The following is a 19,388-nucleotide window of genomic DNA, read 5'->3' as shown; positions in this document are numbered from 1 at the left end:
GGTGACAACATGCATCTAGCAGAAATGGACCATTTGTCAGTGAATGGAAAAGGATTTTTTCACCGCAGGGGAACTTTATCTAAATTGGTCTTCACCATATTCATGCTGAGCAGCTGGATCATCAGCCGGGAACTCTCTCAGTTATTGTTGCTCCTGTTATTGATTCTGTTTTTTTTTGTGATGGGCAGCATTCCTCTGAAAAAGGTGGGGCATCTTGCCCTTTACCCGGCTTTTTTCAGCCTTATTTTTGCATTGATGATGGCACAGCAATCGTGGGTTAATGGCTTGGTGATTATCCTGAAAGCAGTGGGGGCGGCATTGACCATGCTGCTATTAATTGCAACCACCCCTTACGTTGACATCTTTGCCGCTCTCTCCAAGGTATTGCCGGGTCTACTGGTGGACCTCATGATTTTCACCTACCGGGCTTTTTTTCTTTTGATGGAGAAGATGCAGGCTCTGCTTAGAATTATTCGACTTCGGGGCGGCTATGATGCCATGACCCCTCTTAAAAATCTGCAGAACCTGACACGTGCTCTGGGAACCCTTGTGATACAGGCCTTCGAAATGAGCGAACGTATCTATCAAATTCTCGCCATTCGCGGTTACAGCGGCCGAATCCCGTTGAGGCACTCCCTGAAACCTCGTGGAACGGCAGATTTTGGACTGATGCTCGCTGGAATGGTCATTTTAATGGGAACGGTGATGAAATGGAACCTTTAATTCATGTAACTAATTTAAAACACGTTTATCCCGATAAAACCGCCGTTCATCTTGGCGGCCTTGATTTTGCTGTAGAGGCCGGGCAACGGGTGGTGATTATTGGACCCAATGGTGCGGGAAAAACCACATTGCTGGCCCACCTGCTGGGGCTTCTGGCCCCCACTGAGGGAACTGTGACAGTGCTGGGATGTCGTCCGCATGAATCCTTTCGAAAAATAAGGGGGAAAGTGGGCGTCGTTTTTCAGCAAGTGGATGAGCAAATAATTGGACCTCGAGTGTATGACGACATTGCTTTTTCTTTGCGCAATGATGGACTTCCAGAAGATCAGGTACTTCAAAAAGTGAAAGATGTGGCAGCGTCGCTGCAGATTAGCCACCTGCTGGAAAAAATTCCCCACTACCTCAGCGGAGGCGAAAAAAAGAAAGTAGCCCTGGCGGGTGCGCTGGTGACATTGCCACAAATTTTAATTTTAGACGAACCCTTTCTTTCCCTTGACCCGGAGTCCCGGCGGGAGATGATAAGACTGCTCAATCACCTGAGCAGGGAGCATGAAGTGTCACTGGTGATAACCACTCATGACATGGAAGTGGTGGGTGATCTGGCGGATGTGGTGTATGTCTTCCATCAGGGAAGCATCATTGCCCGGGGTACCCCGCGGGAAATATTTGGGCAGGTAAACATGCTGAAAGAAGCCAATCTGGAGCCGCCGGTGCTGGCAGAACTGTTTCACCGTCTTCATCAGAAGGGGATGAAAGTTCCGGTGCCCCAGAGCATGGCTGAAGCAGAAGCATGGTTGATAAAAGCGTTGCAAAATAAAGAAAACCCTGAAGATATTGGCTAAATAAACCATTATTTTCAGGTTTTTTTTAAAAGGTTCTATTTGCTAAGTGATGTTGAACAATCATTTCGGGCAAGATACCAGGCGATGCTGGATAATAAGGGAATCAAGGCCAGAGAAATAAGGGAAGCAAGAACCATGGGACTGACCAAATCATTCAACTGGCGAATGGAAGCTGCCTGCACGCCCAAATTTGTAAACAGCAGGATCCCTGGGAGGGCACCCAGAACGGTTGCTGTGAAATAGGTGCGCAGACGCATCTCTGTTAGGGCAAAAAAAGAATTGACTGCAAAAGAAGGGGCAACTTCAATGACGCGGAGAAAAAAGAGCAAGGCAGCCCCGCGGTGATGAGAAAGCCTGCGGATCCAGGCATATTGCCGCTGGTATTTTTTCTCAAGGGATTCTTTAAAAGCATACCGGCTTAACAAAAAAACCACCACAGAACCAGTGCTGTTGGCCAGCAACACCAAAAAAGTGCCGGGAAGCCAGCCAAAGAGAGCGCCCCCCATAAGGGTAAACATGCCACTGCCTGGGAAGGCAAAGGCCGCACATAAAAACCGAACGCAGAAAAAAGCACAGGCCGCCAACAAATAATGCTGTGACCGATATTCATGCAGTTTTGTCATCAAATGATGCAGCTTGGTGTGGTGGTGGCCCTGATTAAGGACAAGAAAAAAAAGGCCGGCGACAAAGATGAGTAAATAAACGATTTGAGCCAATCGTTGAGCAGATTTCATTAACTGTCATCCTTTCTTAACCAGTCCGGCAATCATTGGACAGATGCTTCTCCGATGCATCAACCTTCAGCTGGAAATTGCAACAGACAAAAGATCTACCGAAGGCCGGTGCGTTCACGACAAATGAGGTTTGCTGAAACCGCTTTTTAGTATATCATAGTTAAACGAGATTGAGAAGCGTTATCATATTTGACTTTTGAGAAGGCCTGTGGTACCATCGACTTAATTAAATGATTGTTTCACGGTGCCCGTCAACAACCAGACGGGCTAAAAGGGAAGTGGGTGAAAATCCCACGCGGTCCCGCCACTGTAATGCTGAGAGAAATATCAAAACCACTGTTGCCTGCAGGCAATGGGAAGGAGATATTTCATCGATGACGCAAAGTCAGGAGACCTGCCGTGAAATGCTCCAGATTTTCCACGGAAGATGGAAAGGAGGGAACGCCAAAGAGATGCTTTGTGTTGGCACAAAACCCTTTTTCATGACTTGCGGAAATGGGTTTTTTTGTGTTGTTCAGCAAATGGAATGGAGGCACAGAAAATGAAAATATACACGCGTAAAGGAGACAACGGCGAAACAAGCCTGTGGAATGGCGACCCCATCTTTAAAGACGAAAGCCGTGTGGAATGCTACGGAACAGTGGATGAGTTAAACAGCTTCATCAGTGTTGCCAGAGAAAGCATAGAGAATGAAGAGGTTGTCAGAGTACTGACAGACATTCAGTTGGAACTGTTTGTGGTGGGGGGGGAACTGGCAACCCGAAACCCAGAAAAATTGAAAGCGGTGGTGACACAGGAACATATATGGAGGCAGGAGAGAATCATTGACGTGTTCATGAGTCGGGTGCCAGACATTCACCGTTTCGTTATTCCAGGAGAAACGTTGCCCGGAGCGCATCTCCATGTGGCCCGCACTGTTTGCAGGCGGTTGGAAAGGCGTATTCTGTGGCTTACCCGGGAAGAAGAAGTCAGTGATCTGGTGCTCACCTATGTGAATCGATTATCAGACACGTTATTTGCACTGGCGCTTTATATGGACATGAATGAAACCAACAGCCTGCATGACACGGCAGCGAATCATTGAAGGCATAAAAAAATGATGCTGCGGAAATTCTCAATAAGCATTCAATCAACACGTGGCATGTCAGCTGTCATCAGCCAGCAGTCATCAGATCTTCAGCGAAGCGAAAAGAAATCGTTGACAACTAAAGGAGGAGAATGGATGCAGTTCATTAAAAAGAAGCGTGTTCTTCAACAGCAGATGCGCGTTACCGCCGGTTTGGCAGTGATGGGATTAATGGTAATGATGTTGATATTAACAGGATGCAGTAACAGCGCATCTCCTGCAACCCCACAGGCAGAATCTGACAGAGTGATGGAAGTTACCGATGAAGAGAACCATCCAGGTGATGAAGCATCTGATGAGCCGGTGGTTGTGCGTCTTTCAGGGGGAGATTACGGATATCCCCAGCCCTATACCACCCATTCCAGAGGGCCTGGGCGCTACAAGGTAAATCTAATTTTTGATCGATTGGTGGAAAAAGATGAAAATGGATTTGTTCCATGGCTGGCCAGAGACTGGGAAATCAGTGAGGATGGCCTTTTGCTGACGCTGTATTTGCAGGAAAACGTGATTTGGCATGATGGCACCCCTTTCACCGCAGATGATGTGCTGTTTACATTGGCATACAGCAAGGCATTTCCCCCTGTGGGCTATGGAGGCTTACTGACAGATGATGCCTTTGTAGAAGATGTCCGAAAGGTGGATGACCACTCCCTGGAGATTTACCTAAGAGAAGCTTATGCCAACTATACAGAAGAACTGACAGCGCTGCAGATCATTCCCCGGCACATCTGGGAAGGTGTGACAGACCCTGAAAGCCTTACCGGCAGCGAAGGTGTTATTGGGACGGGTCCCTATCAGCTGACCCACTATGACGCAGAGCACGGCACCTATCGGCTGGAAGCGTTTTATGATTTCTGGGGACCGTCTCAGGCAGTGGATGTCATTGAGTTTGTGCCTGTGAGTGATGAAGTTCTCGCCTTGGAAAATGGGGACATTCATTTGGCGAGTATACCGGTGGATGTCATCCAGCGCTTTTCAGACGAGTCGGTCTATGGCCTGATTGATGTGCCAGGCGTATGGGGCTACCGGCTGCGCATGAATCTGCAGCAACGCCCTGAGCTGCAGCAGCGTGAAGTACGTCAGGCTTTGGCTTATGCCATTGACCGACAAGATCTGGTGGATAAAATTGCCAGAGGAGCTGCCCTTCCCGGCAGTATGGGGATTCTCCCACCCGATCACCGGTGGTACCATCCGAACCTGAATCCCTATGCGCCCGATGCGGAAACTGCCAAAGCGTTGTTGGCATCTGCCGGGTATGAACCAGGGGAACTTTCCTTTACTCTTTTGACAGGACAAAACCAGGAAGTGCGCATGGGAGAGCTGATTCGGGAGCATCTGGAAGCCGTGGGAATCACTGTTGTCATTCAGTCAGTGGATAGTAATACCCGGGATCAGCGGTTGGCGGAAGGAGCCTATGAAATCGGTCTTACAGGACATGGAGGCTGGGCCAGAGATGCAGACTATCTGAGGGATCGTTTTGCACCAGCTGCTTTTGACTGGTCGGATGGTGTTCCTGGCTATGAGAATGAGTGGCTGACGGCTGAATTGAACCGGCAAATCACCATAATGGATGAGCAGGAACGAAAAGCAAGCATCATGGCGATTCAGGAAGCGCTGGCAGAAGATGTGCCTGAAATTCCCCTCTATTTCAATACCGGCAGCACCGTCTATCGCCGGGATATCTATGATGGTTGGATGCATATCTTTGACCATCACGAAGTGACGCACAACAAGCTTTCTTTCTTAAATCGATAAAGTGAAATTTTGTTTAAAGAAGGGTACTTGGAAGCGAGGTGGTCTCTCATGATACACATACAGGAACTGAGCATTCAGTATAACACGCCAACCGGTCAGGTGACGGCGCTGGATCACCTGACCCTTTCGCTGGGGCCTCATGAAAACTGGGGCGTTGCCGGGGAGTCTGGCAGTGGCAAAACCTCACTGGCATTGAGCCTTTTGGGGCTCATTGAACCGCCTCACCAAGTAACCGGAAAGATTCAAACGGCATGGGGAGATCTGAACAATTTTTCTTCCAATGAGCTAAAAAGATGGCGTTGGCGTGAAATGGCCCTGGTATTTCAGAATGCCCTTGAAGTCTTGAACCCTGTGATGCCTGTGGGGCGTCAAGTGACTGAGCCCCTTCGGGAAAGTCAGGGAATATCTTCCCGGGAAGTAGCAGCGGAAGCACGCCGGTTACTGTCTCTTGTAGGATTGGAAACCCACTGGGAATCTGCCTATCCTCACCAGCTTTCCGGTGGCATGCGCCAGCGGGTGCTGTTGGCCATGGCACTGGCCTGTGAGCCGAAATGGCTGGTGCTGGATGAACCCACCAGCTCTCTTGACAGCCTTTCACACCAGGCGTATTTGAACACCCTTCAGGAACTGCAGCAGTCTCTGGGATTTGCCATGATGTTGATCTCCCATGATCTGACTGTCATTCGGCAGATGACAGATCAAACGCTGATACTTTACGGGGGGCGCGGGGTGGAACAGGCGCCGACGGCCAGCTTGTTTCGGTCGCCGTCCCACCCCTATACCGCCGGATTGTTCAACGCCGCCACTGATTTGTTTCCCTACAAGGACTTGTGGGGGATTCCTGAGCGGGTGGAAAAAGAAGTAACAGATTCCTGCGGTGAGGCAGGCGTATCAGATGAAGTCTATGGATCTGACCACTCCGGATGTCTCTTTTTTAAACGCTGTACCCAGTCCCGTATCTCTTGCAGGGAAAAACCACCAATGCTGCAGATGATTGAGGAACAACATCTGGTGGCATGTCATCAGGGTGGTTTGCAAAAAGTACTGGTGGGCCGTCAATTATCCAAAAGCTATCAAATGGGGAGCCGGAAAATAGATGCGCTGCACCCCACCAGCCTTTACCTGCGTCATGGTGAAACCACTGCTTTGGTGGGGCCCTCCGGGTCAGGAAAATCCACCCTGGCAGGGCTGCTGGCCGGGTGGATTTCTGCTGACAACGGGGAGATTATTTTTCAGGGAGAACCGCTGAAGGGTCGGGAAGCCGCAAGGCGGGAGCAGGGCATTCAACTGGTGCTTCAGGATCCCTTCAGCGCGTTGAGCCACCGACTTACCGTGCGTCAAGCCGTGCTGGAGCCTTTGAAAATCAATGGTATCGGCTCTCGAGATACTCAGGAGAAACGTCTTGTTGATGCCATGAAGGCCCTTGGATTAAGAGCAGATGAATCCTTTCTGAACCGGTATTGCAGCTCTCTCAGCGGTGGTCAGTGCCAGCGGGTAGCCATCGCCCGAAGTCTGGTCATGCGTCCCCGGGTGCTCATCGCAGACGAAATCACTGCCATGCTGGATGTCTCCACCCAGGCAAATATGTTGCGACTCTTGAAAGGACTTCAAAACAGCCAGGGATTCACCTTGCTGCTGGTGACTCATGACCTGAATTTAGCCCGTAAATGTGCTGACCGAATATGGGTGTTGAGTCAGGGAAATCTGGTGGAGGAAGGGACTGCCCACGAGGTGCTTGTAGAAAGCTAACTTCAGGCTGTGCAAGGGATGATGGAAGCGGGGCTGTCTCATGGATAAAAGGAAAACTGTCGGACGGTTACTGACCCTCTGGGTCATTCTGACCTTAAACTTTGCCCTGCCCCGGCTGATGCCCGGAGATCCCTTTTTACATATGAGTGGTGAAAGCGGCGACGTTTTTACCACTTACACCAGAGAACAGGCAGACTACTACCGGCATTATTATGGACTGGATGAGCCATTGATTCGCCAATATGGGCATTATTGGTGGGGAATGATCAAAGGGGATCTGGGTTACAGCTATGCCTTTAAACAGCCCGTCAGCGAAATGATCCTCCGCCGCTTACCCTGGACCCTGCTGATTACAACAGGCGCCCTTCTTTTGAGTCTGGCGGCAGGTACACTGCTGGGAGCCTGGTCTGCATGGAAGGGCAGTCGATGGCAAGACAGCCTCTTTTATACCGGTTTTATGGTGATTTCAGAAATTCCAGCCTTTTTGGTGGGGCTGGCATTGCTGGTCACTCTGGCAGCGGGAAAAAACTGGTTTCCTTTGTCGGGAGCGAAAACCCACTTTATGGTGTACGAAAACTGGTGGCAGCAGATGGGTGATATCGGACGTCACGCGGTTCTCCCCATTTTGACCCTGGGCCTGACCCGGACGGGAGGGATCTACCTGCTGGTACGCAACAGCCTGCGTACCGTTCTGACAAAAGACTATATTCGTACGGCTAAAGCCAAAGGGCTGCGGCACCGTATCCTGATGGTCCACCATGCTTTGCGAAATGCCATGATTCCCCTGGTGACCCGGGTGGCCATGCAGCTGGGGACGTTGATGGGCGGGGCAGTTCTGGCTGAGAATGTCTTTCAGTACCCTGGTCTTGGAACACTGATGAGCCGCGCCGTCACAGCCCGGGATTTTCCTCTCCTGCAAGGGGTTTTTCTGGTGATGACCCTGGGAGTACTTTCTGCCAACTGGTTGGCTGATTGGCTTTATCAGCAGGTGGATCCCCGGCTGAAGAAAAACCATGCCAGGCGGCAGAAAGGTGGGGTATCATGAGATGGCAGTTGAGATGGACATCCATCAATAATGCGATTCGCTGGTTCACCCTGCCGGGGAAGCTTGCCTTACTGGTATTCTGCCTGCTGGTGTTCATGGCTGTGGCAGCTCCCTGGATTGCCACCCATTCACCTTATCGTTCTGCCGGCCCTGCTTTGTCCCCTCCCAGCCAGGACCACTGGATGGGAACAGACCAACTGGGTCTTGATGTATGGGCCATGATTCTCTACGGAGCCCGCACCAGCCTGCTGATTGGTATGGGAACTGCCTTGCTGGCAGGGCTGGGTGGCGGCGTAGCCGGAATCATTGCCGGTTGGTACGGCGGCTGGATAGACCGGCTGCTGATGAGGATGGTGGACATCCTCATGGCCATTCCCCGGTTGCCTGCCATGATTGTACTGGCCGCTTTCTTTGGCGCGGGCATGAAACAAATGGTGCTGGTCTTGTCCCTTTTTTCCTGGGCGGCACCGGCCCGTACCCTGAGGGGTACCACTCTGAGTCTTAAAGAACAGCCTTATATTCGCATGGCAGCCCATCATGGCGCCGGATTATTGCACATGCTGGGGCGGCATTTGATTCCGGAAATGATGCCGTTGCTGCTGATCAGCATGATCCGTCTTTCAGGACGAGCCATTGTGGCAGAGGCATCCCTGGCCTTTTTGGGGCTGGGAGATCCGACTTCCCGTAGCTGGGGACTGATCATCAACCATGCTGTCAATTTCAGGGGCATCTATCTCACCCCATACTGGCAATGGTGGCTCTTTTACCCCTGGCTCTTTCTCACCCTTCTGGTTACCAGCCTGGCACTGGTAGGGCGTGATCTGGAAACCCTGGCAGACCCACGAATGCGCTCCAGGTGACAGACTCCCCGGCACCTCAGAATCGGAAACAAATCATACGCAAAAGTAAGCCAGAGGTGCAATCAGATGAACAACGAATGGAGGAAACACAATGAACACAGAACAGCAAAAAGCCAGTCAGTCCTTCTGGAACAGTCGGGCACATCACTTTGACCAAAAAGCAGCAGAACGTTCAGCAGAACGGGAAGCGTTGGTGAGCCGTTTGGAAGCAGGGGGACTGATCAACAGTGAAAGTCAGGTGCTGGACATTGGCTGTGGACCCGGCACTTATGCGGTGCCATTGGCAGAACGCACTTGGTGGGTCACAGCACTGGATGTTTCTTCTCAAATGCTCGCGTTTTGCAAAGAACGGGCAGCAATGGCAGGCGTTAAGAATCTCACGTTGCTGGAAATGGACTGGCGTGAAACAAACCTGGAAACTCACCAATGGGAAGGTGCCTTTGATTTAGTGATGGCATCCATGTCTCCGGGTGTTCACAATGCGGAAACCCTGGATAAACTCATGAAAGCCAGTCGTAAAGCCTGCTATCTCAGTGCCTTCGTCAGAAGGAATGACAGTCTGGGAGATGCGCTGCACAGGCATCTTCAAGTGGATTCAGGACCATACGACGGGTTTCCTGCCCCCTACACCAATAAAATTGACTATACAGATCATGTGCTTCAGCAGCAGGGATATTCTTTTACCCGAAACCATTTTGACCGCCGGTGGGAACAGTCCATGAGTTTGGAGGAAGCCATTGATCATTACACCAAAAGATTGCTGATGAGCCACTCTTTAACAAAAGAGCAGCATAAGAAGATCGCTGATTTTCTGCAAACACAGGCAGTTGATAATGTGGTGACAGAAATAACCGATGTGACCGTGGGCGAACTGTTTTGGACTAAATAACGAAAGAACGTCTAAATGGTGTTGTTTAGCAGAAAAAGGGAAGTAAGAAGCAGTATTACAAAAAAAGGTCAAACAGGGATTCTCTGATGGAAGACACTTCAGCCATTGGAAGAATCCTTTTTACTGTGAAAAGAAGAAATCAGATAAACCATCAGTGGAAACATGAAGACCAGACAAGCAATCAAAAACAGCAGGCTGCCCCAGATCACCAGGCTATCCTGGGAGTGAATACCGGAAATGAGGTAAAAAATGCTGCAAATAATAAACAAAACCCACCCGACAAGTTGGCAGCTTCTGTCCAGGTTCATGATACCATCCCCCATGTTATGATCAACGGCAAAATGTCATCAAAGCGCTTGACGGTTAAAGCACCTGCCTTGCGAAAACCATCACTGTCATTATAGGGAGTATCCAACCCAATGAACTGGGTGCCGGCTTGCATGGCAAAGGCAAGATCTGAAAGACTGTCGCCCACTACCACCACTTCCCGGGGATGCAAACCTTCCTGGTGAAAAAAGGCACGGGCAATTTCCGGGCTGGGTTTTCCGGCAGACACAGTGTCATCGGCACCAATAAAATGGAAAGAAGACAGCAACCCAGCCTGAGAGAGGGTGAAACGGGTTGAACTGAGAGTGTCAGCGGTGGCAATGCCAAGTCGTATGCCTGATTTTTCGAGGGCATATAGAGTGCTGACGACACCGGGGAGTGGACTGATGGGGCGATGTGGCCACGTGCTATGGTAAGACAGCAAATCAGACAGCTTCTCATATGAGCACCGAGTGCCGTCGGGGCGACAATGCAATGCCAGTCTGGTTTCCCACAGCCGTAGCAGTTGACGGGTGGAAGCATGCTGAAGAAGGCTTTCTTTTTCAAAATGAGTTTCATTAAACCCAGATACTGTTTTCAGATCTGAGACAACCTCATCGGGAATCAGCCATTCATACTGAAGGCTGTGAAAAAAATCGGCATAAATAGAATGCCAAAACTCTTGAAAAGGGATAAGGGTACCGTCTTTATCGAAAAGAACGCCTTTGATCACGTTTAAAAAACTCCTTTATCAAATGTCCGAGGGGGCGGTCCGGCGGATGTGGGTGGCCCCAGTGAACAGGGTTAGTGAATGCATGGAGCGTGTGTTGTTCATCCAGCAGACTGATACGGCTATAACCAGTATCGCCTGTTACCGGAATAGTGATTTCAAAAGAGGGTTGATCAGCGGTTAAGCGCTGCTGGTGGTAAGGTTGACCATTAAGGTAGACAACAGCCCAATAGGCAGGCAGTACGGGAGACTGCTCAAAATTAGTGACAGTAACAGCCCAGGTGACAGCTTTAACAGTGTCAGGAATTCGGTCGCCGGGCAAAAAGGGCTCAGGCTGCAATCCAACTGAAAGAGCAATATAACGGCTGACAAAGGAATGACCTTGCTGAAGTCCGTCGATGAGAGAAGCGGTGGTGAGATTTCTGGCGGCCACATGGGTGGCGGGATCACCAAACAGACTGGGAAGCAGGGCACCTTCATAAGGTTCAGAGGGTAATTGATGGCTGTCGCTGCCACCAACGCCATACAGCCGATAACCCTGATTCCAGAGATGATCCCAAAAATCGACAGCCAGATGATTCGCTGTATGTGCCCCAGCGTAAGTGGGATCACACAAAATCTCAAGTGATTGGACCTGCGAAACCAGCAATGTATCATCAATGAAATGCCAGGGTTCCATAAAAGGATGATTGACACATACATGTGTACCCGGGTGGGTGTTCCACTCAACGATATCAGCCAGGGAAAAGGGGCTGTCACCTGACAGATTATCAAAAATAGCTGGATGTGAAAGACCATGAATATTCACATGTCCCTGCTGAAAGGTCAGTTCAACAGACGGGATCAGGTGGGTGGATGAAAGCGGAAACCACTGGGCGACTCGGTTGTGTTCAGTAAAGGCCATGAAATCAAGCTTTTGTTGTGCCAGAACAGATAAGGCTGCCTGTGGTGTCAGACTGCCGTCTGAGAGGGTGGTATGGCCATGAAGATCCCCCTTGTAGTAGCGGGGTTTCTCAGAAACGGTAGCAGAGCAGTCAGAACCAACTGAAGCAGATGTCGATCCGTTTGGAAGGAACAATGGTGAAAGCATCGGTGTCGGCTTTTCAATGAGGTGGGGATGATCAGCGTCATCCATAAGGCAGGACAAGTTTAACGGATACCCGCCAACAGGAAAAGTAGCAGGATCAGTCAGCATACGAAAACAAATGAATGCTGGTACCGGTGAAACGGTTGAGGCAAAATAGCACGAAGGTTCAGCGCTAAGAGTGATCATAAGAGGCTGTTGGTGAGATCCCTGCATGATTTCTCCCAGATAATTCTTTTCTGGGTCATAAAGCATTAAAATGGCGTTGATCGTTTTTGGAATGTGAAGAATGAGCGTCAACCGTGAAACCGGAGAAGGCAGGTGGAGACACCAGGTCTCCACAGCCTTGTTGATCCGGCGTTCATAGGGGTGTGTTGGAGAAATAAACAGATCCATGATTATTGGCTCAAATGGTTGTCGAGGGCACTCTGGGCAACTTTCTGGGCTTCATCCAAAGCTGTTTTGGCAGGCACATTTTCGATCTGTACCCGATCCACCGCTTCTTGAAGTGCCCCGCTAATAGCACCGCCGGTGGGATCAAGAAATTCCGGCACGGCATAGCGGTCAATCTGAATAAGGGCTGCATCGGCATCTGGGTTGCTTTTCAGGTAATCCTGGTATTCGGGCAGATCCAGCACAGAGCGGCGGACGGCTGCATAACCGGTGGAGATGGCAAATTTAGCTGTGTTTTCAGTGCTTGTGGCGAATGCAACAAAATCGGCAGCGGCTCTTTTTTGAGCCTCGGAAAGATTGGCGCTGTCAGGAATAAAGTACATCAGGCTTCGAAAATATGGAGCAGGAGGACGGTTTGACCATCCGGGCTGGGGAGCAACGGCGAACTCATTGATATAACCTTCTTCAATGGCTTCAGCAACAGCATCCAGCGCGATGACGTAGTCACCGGGTGAACCAGTGTACCCCAGTGATTTTCCATATACCCAGTCATCCATGGTCTTGTACCAGTATTCCCAGCCCTGGCCGCCTGAATGAATCCGCATGATCTGATCATCGTGAATCCAACGGCGCATGGTTTCCAGGACATCCACCCATTCTGAGCTGTTGATGGTCACCTGAGTGCCGTCTTCAGACAAAAAGCGGCCGCCGGCACTGGAAACAATATCTGCCACATTGTCAGGTCCCCACATGGGTTCCCACACATACTCTATGGTGCTTTTTCCTGTCTCGGTTCCAATGATATCATCAGCCATGGCTGCTAAAGACTGCCAGCTTGAAAGGTCATCCAGGCTTTTACCGGCATTGGACAACACTGCTTTGTTGTAGTACATGACCTGAGAAGTACCGTAAGCAGGAGCAAAGATCATTTTTCCATCCCGCATGGCAGCATTCATGAAACCGCCGACAATATCATCCTTTTCATAATGGTCAGGCATATAGTCTTCAAAGGGAGATACAAGACCATTCTGATAAAAAATCTGCATGGAACCGCCGGCTACCAGAGCAGGTGTATTTCGAGCGGCATAGGCAGCCTGTAAGCGTTCATCAATTTCCTGGTAACTGCCAATGGTAACGGGTTTGATGACCACATTTTCGTTTTGCTCATTATAAGCTTCCACAATTTCCATTAATCCATCACCCAACGAACCTCCCAGAGCATGCCAAAACTCAACCTCCACAATACCAGATTCCTGTGTGGTGCCTGAAGTACAACCCGTCAAGCCCAGGCTTCCTGCCAGCAGGGCAGTGGCACAGATAACTGTCATGACCCTCTTTTTCCACATTTCTTTTCGTTTCATTTGATTTATTCCTCCTTAGTTTTCATCCTGAAATTTTCTGTCGCTTTAGCAGCAGCTACTTTAAGCCGCTGTCTTCAGTAATTCCAGTGGTAAACCAACGTTGACCCAGTGCAAAGATCACCAGAATGGGGATTACTGTCAAAGTGCTGCCCAGCATCACCTCCGACCAGTTCATGCCATAGGCACCTTCCTGAATGAAAAACTGACGCAATCCCTGGGAAACCAGCAGTTTCTCCCGGGAGCTTAAAATAATACTGGGCCACATATAACTGCTGTAATTTTGAACAAAGGTCAACAGTCCGACTGTAATGAATGCGGGTTTATTCATGGGATACACCACATGCCGTAAAATGGCCAAATGACTGGCACCATCCATTTGGGCCGCTTCAATGTACTCATAGTTCATTTTAAGAAAAGACTGGCGCAGAAAAAACACGGCAAAGACACTGGCCAGATTGGAAAACATGAGTCCGGTTAAACTGTCCAGAAGGTTCATTCGTGCCAGCAGCACATAAGAAGGAACATAGGTAACGGCAGATGGCAGCATATATGTTACCAAAACAAGCCAGAAAAGACGGTGATGAAAACGGCCTTTAACAAACACAAGGGCATAGGCAAAAAGGGCAGCGCACAGAATGGTGGCAGCAGATCCCACAATGCCCACCAGCAGGCTGTTAAAGATATAGGGACCAAATTGAATTCCCCGGGCAGTATTAAACACATCCGTAAAATGCCAGTTTCCGGGCAACAGGCGATAGGGTTGCTGCCAGATTTCGTTATTGGTTTTAAATCCACCCAGTACCATCCATAATAAGGGGAAGAGAAAGATAAAACTGATACTTCCCATAATGAAATGACGCGTCAAGTGAAAAAACCAGGTTTTAAGTATATGAGACTGCATGACAATTGCACCTCCTTAATCGTAGTGAACCCATCGTTTGCTGATTTTCATGCTCAGAATTGACAACACCAAAATGAGTACAAGAATTACCATGGCAACAGCATTGGCAGGTCCCATCTGAAAGTTTTGAAAGGCTTGTTGATAATAGAGGTAGAGAAGCGTAGTGGTGCTTCCTCCCGGACCACCCTGAGTCATAATCTGAATCTGATCGTATACCTGAATGGAAGTGATCATGTTGACAATGAACAGAAAAAAAGTGGTGGGAGAAATCAATGGCAGTGTAATATAGCGGAATCGATTCCAGGCCGAACAGCCATCCAGGTGAGCTGCTTCATACAGACTCTGTGGAACGCGTTCCAGAGCACCAATATAAAAAAGCATGGTCCAACCCACAGTTTTCCAGATGGTGAAAATCACAATTCCCAACATGGCAGTATCAGAACTGTGAAGCCACTGGAGGGGAGCGAAGCCCAGGGATGTCAGCAAATAGTTTGCCAACCCCCGTTCAGGTTGATAAATCCAGGACCATACCATTGACACAGCCACAGCCGGTGTGACCCAGGGGCTGAAAATGGCCATTTGGTAGAAGCGTGAACCGCGATAATGATTTTGGAAACCCATTGCCATAACAAGCCCCAAAGCAATGGTGGTCATATTGGTGCCAAGAGAAAATAAGATAGTGTTACGAACTGCCCGTTGAAAACCATGACTTGTGAAGACATGAAAATAATTGTTCAGACCCACAAAGTTCATGCGTGGCGAAATGTAGTTCCAATCAGTGAAGCTGATGAGAAAGCTGCCTATCAGCGGTAGAATCCAGAAGATCGTCAAGGGGATCATGAATGGAATCATGAAGCGCAGGACGGTACTACGGTGCCACCAGCAAATGAACATCTTTCTCAAATCCTGTATCTGGCTTGAACCAGCGGTTGTGCTTTCTGAATCGGGTGTTCGCAATGATGAGTCTGACAGAGCGATGTGCTTATCCATCATCTACCTCCTTTCAGGGTCTATCCTATCAGTGGCAAAGAAGATAGATGTTAAAAACAGGTTAATAGACTGTGAAAGTTTGGTAAAATTTTGCAAATTAAAGTAAAAATTTGGTATTTTGTTGGATTATTTGTGATATGCTGAAAAAAAGAGATGGATTTAGAAAGGACTGTTCGAAATGACGTCAAAAGTGGACAAACGTCGAATTGAGATACTCCATATTCTTGAAACAGAGGGTTCGGCCGGGGTATCTGAAATGGCAGCACTCTTTAAGGTGACACCGGAAACGATTCGGAATGATTTCGACAACCTGTCAGAAACTTATCAACTGGAACGGGTTCATGGTGGTCTTAAAAAAGAGTCGGGGCGTCGCATTATGGAAACGTATCATTATCACCAACGCCAGGGAGTTCAACAGCAGGTGAAGCGAGAGCTGTGCTTTCAGGCTATGAAACATATTGAACCGGGTGACTGTTTGTATGTGGACACAGGGTCAACACTTACCTGGTTGTTGCCCTTTATGAATCGCAAAAAAGACGTTACCATAGTAACGCCTTCCATTGCCCTGCTAAGTAAATATGTGATGGAGGGATACGAATCTGTTTTCAAAAATCATCAGCATCGGCTGATTTTTCTGGGTGGTGAAGTCAATTCAGAAATCCTAACCACCCAGGGAACACTCATGACGAACTGCATAAAGGATTTTTATTTTTCAAAAGCACTTTTTTCGGTGGATGCTGTTGATAAAAAAGCAGGTTGCATGAATGTGGATATCGAGGCTTTCAATGTGACAAAAAGTGCTTTGAGGCAGGGAAAGAAAGCAATTCTCATTGCTGACAGCACCAAATTTAATCAAACGGCTACCTATCGGATTGCCGGGTGGCATGAAATTGATGTTATTATCACTGACCAGCAGCAAGATGAAGAGTGGGAAGCCATTTGCTACCAGCACTGTATTGAATGGGTGCGGTGAATGATCAATTTCCATGCCTCTTGGCAGGGTTCAATTTCATTATAAAGATCATGGCTACTCATGATTAAAGATAGATGCATTTCTAAATTAAATACTCATGCGGATTTGGATTTGATAATTCGATTTGAGTTGCGACATGGATACGGTTACTATTAGAGGCAAAGGGAGGAGATCAGTTTGGAAAGAAAAAGCATACTATCTATTTTACTGGTTCTTGTCATAATAATGGCACTGTTCACAGGCTGCCAGCCTGCACCTGCAGAGGAACCGACAGAAGTATCGGAGGAAACGCCGGAACAGCCTGTCGAGGCTGCTGCTGAACCGGCAGATGAACCCTATACCGGAGAACCTTTGCAAATTTATGCCGCCTATGGCGGTCTGGAAGAAATAGCTCAGAAATTTGAATCTGAAACCGGTATTCCAGTTGAAATGCTCAGCATGTCCTCTGGCGAAGTGTTATCCCGCATGCGGGCAGAAGCGGGGCGGGCCCTGGGAGACGTGTGGTTTGGCGGCGGCATCGACAGCTTTATGGTAGCCGCAGAAGAAGGCTTGCTGCATCCCTACCAATCTCCGGAAGCCATTAGCATCGAAGACCGGTTTAAAGATCAGGAAGGCTATTGGACAGGTGTTTCCATTGTCTTGGTCACTTTTGTAGTCAATAAGCCCCTGGCAGAAGAGCTGGGTGTTGATATTCCCCGCACCTGGGAAAGTCTGACAGATCCGGCATATCAGGGTGAAGTTTCCATGCCGAATCCGGGTATTTCCGGGACAGCCTATACAGCCATTGCTTCCATGATTCAAATGCGTGGAGAAGTTGCGGGCTGGGAGTATCTGGATGTCCTGGATCAGAACATCCCTTATTATGCTGAACGTGGCAGTGAACCGCCACAGCAGGCGTCTTTGGGAGAAGTGCTGGTAGGTATCAGTCCTGATGGGATCAACTCTCTGCGGGAAGGGTACCCAGTTGAAGTTGTCTATCCGGAAGATGGTACACCCTGGTGGCATTCTCCTGTGGCCATTATTGAAGGCACCCAAAATCTGGAAGCTGCGCAAAAGTTCGTAGACTGGGTATTAACGGAAGAGGGACAAGCATTTCTGGCAGAAGTCAGCCCCCGGCCCAGTACGCGCCCCAATGTACCCCTGCCGGAAGATGTGCCCACGCTTGACGAATTGAATCTGGTTGATTATGATTTTGCCTGGGCGGCACAGGAGAGGGATCGTATTGTTGAAGAATGGACACAGCGTTATACTCAATAAAAGACGTATCAGCGATGTACTGTTTGCAGGGATTGCCGTGGCGGTCCCTGTCTTTTTGCTGTTATTTGTTTTCTTTCCACTGGTCAAAATGCTAACTTACAGCTTTTTTCAAAACGGGCAATGGAACTTCTCTCATTATCAACAACTATTGGGTGGCCGATATATTACTCTTTTTCGCAATACCCTGTTGGTTACTTTCAGTTCAACCTTTTTAGCAGTCATGCTGGGACTGTCGGTTACCCTGGCGATCCACAGAAGCCGTATAAGATTCCGAAAGCTGTTTCATTATGCCGCCATTCTGAACATGATTTCCCCGCCTTTTGTCAGCGCCATTGTCTTTATCATGCTTTTTGGACGGCGTGGTCTCATTGCCAACCGGTTGCTTGGAATGAGCATCACCTTAGTGGGACCACAAATGATAGTGGTGTTACAGACCATTGCCAATGCCAGCATAGCCTATCTGGTGATTTCCAGTGTACTGCGGGGCATCGATCCCAACATCGAAAAAAGCGCTACCGATCTGGGCGCTTCCCGGTATCGCGTCTTTTATACGGTGACACTGCCGTTACTGGCACCGGGTCTCATTGCGTCGGCCTCTCTTATTTTCGCCAATGTACTGGCGGATTTCGGCACACCCATTCTGGTGGGCGGTGGGTATCGGGTACTGGCCAGCGAAGCTTATATTCAGCTCTTGTCCAATTACAACTTGGGTTATGCGGCGACGTTAAGTGTGGCGCTATTATTTCTCAGTTCATGGATGTTTACTGTTGAACGACTGCTCTTGAAAAACAAAGAGTTTGTTTCTGCCAATATTGCAGAACAAACCAGTGAACTGGTAGATCATACCAATGAAAATCCTTATTCTCTATTGAATGGGTTGCTGGCAACGCTCTTTTCCCTGTTGATTGTGACCCAGTTTTTCACTGTGGCAGCCGGTGCCTTTACCAATGTGTGGGGATATGATTTTAGTTTTAGTCTCCGTCACTTTCAAACTGCTCGTTTTCAAATATCAAAAAGCCTGCAAAACAGTCTCTATTTTGCTTTTCGAGTTGCTCTCATAGGACCGATGCTGGGTATTACAGCTGCTTATTTGTATCAACGCAGCCGGGGACTTGTGAGAACTGCCATTAATCACATGGCCATGGCACCTTTTGCTGTGCCAGGAACCGTTATGGGTATCAGTTATGTGATGGCCTTTAACCGGCCGCCCCTGGCCCTGACCGGCACGGCTATGATCATTATCATTGTGTGTATGATTCGCGAGCTTCCCATCAGTTTTAACAGTGCCAAGGCAATTCTGAAGCAGGTTTCCAATAACTTAGAAGAAGCCTCCAGAGATCTGGGAGCCTCCCGATGGCATACCTTCACCCGGATTATAGTCCCCATTCTTTTTCCTGCCTATAAAGCGGGCATGCTTCATGGGTTTATTCATGTGATGATTACTATCGGGGCTATCATTTTTCTCATTACTCCACGATATGTTACCATTACCTTTGAAATATTTCGGGCGGTAAATTCCGGTAGACTGGGAGAAGGAGCTGCTTATGCCTTTACACTGGTTGTTTTCACGGTGTTGGGTTTGGCCGGGCTTCACCTGCTTTGGAAGATGCCAGCCCTCTTTTGTAGAATAAAGGAGAAAATGGCAGTCAAATAGATCGGAGCTTCGAAAG

The 19,388-nt window shown here is 48.8% G+C and carries 18 protein-coding genes and 1 riboswitch; of the genes, 11 read left to right on the top strand and 7 right to left on the bottom strand.

Going from position 1 to position 19,388, the window contains the following annotated elements; genetic code table 11:
* The first annotated feature begins 9 nt into the window (after positions 1-9).
* Both QOL74_RS01785 and QOL74_RS01780 read left to right on the top strand, forming a co-directional pair.
* Positions 10-723 carry an energy-coupling factor transporter transmembrane component T family protein gene (locus tag QOL74_RS01785; protein ID WP_283407709.1) on the top strand — a complete coding sequence of 238 codons (714 nt, stop codon included), beginning with the start codon at positions 10-12 and terminating at the stop codon, positions 721-723.
* On the top strand, positions 711-1,565 hold the full coding sequence (locus QOL74_RS01780) for an energy-coupling factor ABC transporter ATP-binding protein (RefSeq protein ID WP_283407708.1): 855 nt from the start codon (positions 711-713) through the stop codon (positions 1,563-1,565). Before QOL74_RS01785 ends, QOL74_RS01780 begins: the two co-directional genes overlap by 13 nt.
* 35 nt (positions 1,566-1,600) lie before the next feature.
* On the opposite strand, the gene QOL74_RS01775 is transcribed toward QOL74_RS01780, so the two are convergent.
* Positions 1,601-2,299: a TVP38/TMEM64 family protein gene (locus tag QOL74_RS01775; protein WP_283407707.1), complete on the bottom strand. Its 699-nt coding sequence runs from the start codon at positions 2,297-2,299 to the stop codon at positions 1,601-1,603.
* A 225-nt stretch (positions 2,300-2,524) separates the two neighbouring features.
* Positions 2,525-2,715: riboswitch (cobalamin riboswitch) on the top strand.
* 125 nt (positions 2,716-2,840) lie between these two features.
* Here QOL74_RS01775 and QOL74_RS01770 point away from each other — a divergent pair.
* The 6 genes from QOL74_RS01770 to QOL74_RS01745 all read left to right on the top strand — a co-directional run bounded on the left by QOL74_RS01770 (position 2,841) and on the right by QOL74_RS01745 (position 9,723).
* Positions 2,841-3,383 carry a cob(I)yrinic acid a,c-diamide adenosyltransferase gene (locus tag QOL74_RS01770; protein ID WP_283407706.1) on the top strand — a complete coding sequence of 181 codons (543 nt, stop codon included), beginning with the start codon at positions 2,841-2,843 and terminating at the stop codon, positions 3,381-3,383.
* Between the two features lie 138 nt (positions 3,384-3,521).
* Positions 3,522-5,180 carry an ABC transporter substrate-binding protein gene (locus tag QOL74_RS01765; protein WP_283407705.1) on the top strand — a complete coding sequence of 553 codons (1,659 nt, stop codon included), beginning with the start codon at positions 3,522-3,524 and terminating at the stop codon, positions 5,178-5,180.
* Positions 5,181-5,228: 48 nt separating this feature from the next.
* A complete protein-coding gene (locus QOL74_RS01760) occupies positions 5,229-6,929 on the top strand; it encodes an ABC transporter ATP-binding protein (protein WP_283407704.1) in 1,701 nt (566 codons plus the stop codon).
* Between the two features lie 40 nt (positions 6,930-6,969).
* Positions 6,970-7,974 (top strand): ABC transporter permease, encoded by a 1,005-nt coding sequence (locus QOL74_RS01755; protein WP_283407703.1) that lies wholly within the window; start codon positions 6,970-6,972, stop codon positions 7,972-7,974.
* Positions 7,971-8,834: an ABC transporter permease gene (locus tag QOL74_RS01750; RefSeq protein WP_283407702.1), complete on the top strand. Its 864-nt coding sequence runs from the start codon at positions 7,971-7,973 to the stop codon at positions 8,832-8,834. Before QOL74_RS01755 ends, QOL74_RS01750 begins: the two co-directional genes overlap by 4 nt.
* A 91-nt stretch (positions 8,835-8,925) precedes the next feature.
* Complete coding sequence (locus QOL74_RS01745; RefSeq protein ID WP_283407701.1) at positions 8,926-9,723, top strand: class I SAM-dependent methyltransferase; 798 nt, start codon at positions 8,926-8,928, stop codon at positions 9,721-9,723.
* A 98-nt stretch (positions 9,724-9,821) separates the two neighbouring features.
* On the opposite strand, the gene QOL74_RS01740 is transcribed toward QOL74_RS01745, so the two are convergent.
* Genes QOL74_RS01740 through QOL74_RS01715 form a run of 6 tightly spaced genes read right to left on the bottom strand, consistent with a single transcriptional unit; the run spans position 9,822 to position 15,488 of the window.
* The gene (locus QOL74_RS01740; RefSeq protein ID WP_283407700.1) at positions 9,822-10,031 is read right to left on the bottom strand and encodes a hypothetical protein; all 210 of its coding nucleotides are present in this window, start codon (positions 10,029-10,031) and stop codon (positions 9,822-9,824) included.
* Complete coding sequence (locus QOL74_RS01735) at positions 10,028-10,762, bottom strand: HAD family hydrolase (RefSeq protein WP_283407699.1); 735 nt, start codon at positions 10,760-10,762, stop codon at positions 10,028-10,030. Before QOL74_RS01735 ends, QOL74_RS01740 begins: the two co-directional genes overlap by 4 nt.
* Positions 10,737-12,239 carry a CehA/McbA family metallohydrolase gene (locus QOL74_RS01730; protein ID WP_283407698.1) on the bottom strand — a complete coding sequence of 501 codons (1,503 nt, stop codon included), beginning with the start codon at positions 12,237-12,239 and terminating at the stop codon, positions 10,737-10,739. The genes QOL74_RS01735 and QOL74_RS01730 overlap by 26 nt, the downstream gene beginning before the upstream one ends.
* 2 nt (positions 12,240-12,241) lie before the next feature.
* On the bottom strand, positions 12,242-13,597 hold the full coding sequence (locus QOL74_RS01725; protein ID WP_283407697.1) for an extracellular solute-binding protein: 1,356 nt from the start codon (positions 13,595-13,597) through the stop codon (positions 12,242-12,244).
* Positions 13,598-13,652: 55 nt separating this feature from the next.
* Positions 13,653-14,498: a carbohydrate ABC transporter permease gene (locus tag QOL74_RS01720; protein WP_283407696.1), complete on the bottom strand. Its 846-nt coding sequence runs from the start codon at positions 14,496-14,498 to the stop codon at positions 13,653-13,655.
* Between the two features lie 15 nt (positions 14,499-14,513).
* Positions 14,514-15,488, bottom strand: a complete 975-nt coding sequence (locus tag QOL74_RS01715) for a carbohydrate ABC transporter permease (protein ID WP_346771696.1) — start codon at positions 15,486-15,488, stop codon at positions 14,514-14,516.
* 178 nt (positions 15,489-15,666) lie between these two features.
* On the opposite strand from QOL74_RS01715, the gene QOL74_RS01710 reads away from it, so the two are divergent.
* The 3 genes from QOL74_RS01710 (at position 15,667) to QOL74_RS01700 (ending at position 19,372) form a co-directional block, all read left to right on the top strand.
* Positions 15,667-16,461, top strand: coding sequence for a DeoR/GlpR family DNA-binding transcription regulator (locus QOL74_RS01710; protein ID WP_283407695.1), 795 nt, complete (start codon positions 15,667-15,669; stop codon positions 16,459-16,461).
* Positions 16,462-16,638: 177 nt separating this feature from the next.
* On the top strand, positions 16,639-17,718 hold the full coding sequence (locus QOL74_RS01705; protein ID WP_283407694.1) for an ABC transporter substrate-binding protein: 1,080 nt from the start codon (positions 16,639-16,641) through the stop codon (positions 17,716-17,718).
* On the top strand, positions 17,684-19,372 hold the full coding sequence (locus tag QOL74_RS01700; protein ID WP_283407693.1) for an ABC transporter permease: 1,689 nt from the start codon (positions 17,684-17,686) through the stop codon (positions 19,370-19,372). Before QOL74_RS01705 ends, QOL74_RS01700 begins: the two co-directional genes overlap by 35 nt.
* The last annotated feature ends 16 nt before the right edge of the window (positions 19,373-19,388 follow it).

This window comes from Anoxynatronum buryatiense (assembly GCF_900182905.1).
Taxonomy (GTDB): Bacteria; Bacillota; Clostridia; order Peptostreptococcales; family Tindalliaceae; genus Anoxynatronum; species Anoxynatronum buryatiense.
Note: the sequence above shows the minus strand (reverse complement) of the source record. Positions and strands in the feature narration are given on the sequence as shown.

Excerpts from the sequence above, each read along its gene's own strand:
- QOL74_RS01715 (WP_346771696.1), bottom strand. The coding sequence starts at position 15,488 with ATGGATAAGCACATCGCTCTGTCAGACTCATCATTGCGAACACCCGAT.
- QOL74_RS01780 (WP_283407708.1), top strand. The coding sequence starts at position 711 with ATGGAACCTTTAATTCATGTAACTAATTTAAAACACGTTTATCCCGAT.
- QOL74_RS01730 (WP_283407698.1), bottom strand. The coding sequence starts at position 12,239 with ATGGATCTGTTTATTTCTCCAACACACCCCTATGAACGCCGGATCAAC.
- QOL74_RS01785 (WP_283407709.1), top strand. The coding sequence starts at position 10 with ATGCATCTAGCAGAAATGGACCATTTGTCAGTGAATGGAAAAGGATTT.
- QOL74_RS01755 (WP_283407703.1), top strand. The coding sequence starts at position 6,970 with ATGGATAAAAGGAAAACTGTCGGACGGTTACTGACCCTCTGGGTCATT.
- QOL74_RS01760 (WP_283407704.1), top strand. The coding sequence starts at position 5,229 with ATGATACACATACAGGAACTGAGCATTCAGTATAACACGCCAACCGGT.
- QOL74_RS01740 (WP_283407700.1), bottom strand. The coding sequence starts at position 10,031 with ATGAACCTGGACAGAAGCTGCCAACTTGTCGGGTGGGTTTTGTTTATT.
- QOL74_RS01775 (WP_283407707.1), bottom strand. The coding sequence starts at position 2,299 with ATGAAATCTGCTCAACGATTGGCTCAAATCGTTTATTTACTCATCTTT.
- QOL74_RS01765 (WP_283407705.1), top strand. The coding sequence starts at position 3,522 with ATGCAGTTCATTAAAAAGAAGCGTGTTCTTCAACAGCAGATGCGCGTT.
- QOL74_RS01750 (WP_283407702.1), top strand. The coding sequence starts at position 7,971 with ATGAGATGGCAGTTGAGATGGACATCCATCAATAATGCGATTCGCTGG.
- QOL74_RS01770 (WP_283407706.1), top strand. The coding sequence starts at position 2,841 with ATGAAAATATACACGCGTAAAGGAGACAACGGCGAAACAAGCCTGTGG.
- QOL74_RS01720 (WP_283407696.1), bottom strand. The coding sequence starts at position 14,498 with ATGCAGTCTCATATACTTAAAACCTGGTTTTTTCACTTGACGCGTCAT.
- QOL74_RS01745 (WP_283407701.1), top strand. The coding sequence starts at position 8,926 with ATGAACACAGAACAGCAAAAAGCCAGTCAGTCCTTCTGGAACAGTCGG.
- QOL74_RS01725 (WP_283407697.1), bottom strand. The coding sequence starts at position 13,597 with ATGAAACGAAAAGAAATGTGGAAAAAGAGGGTCATGACAGTTATCTGT.
- QOL74_RS01710 (WP_283407695.1), top strand. The coding sequence starts at position 15,667 with ATGACGTCAAAAGTGGACAAACGTCGAATTGAGATACTCCATATTCTT.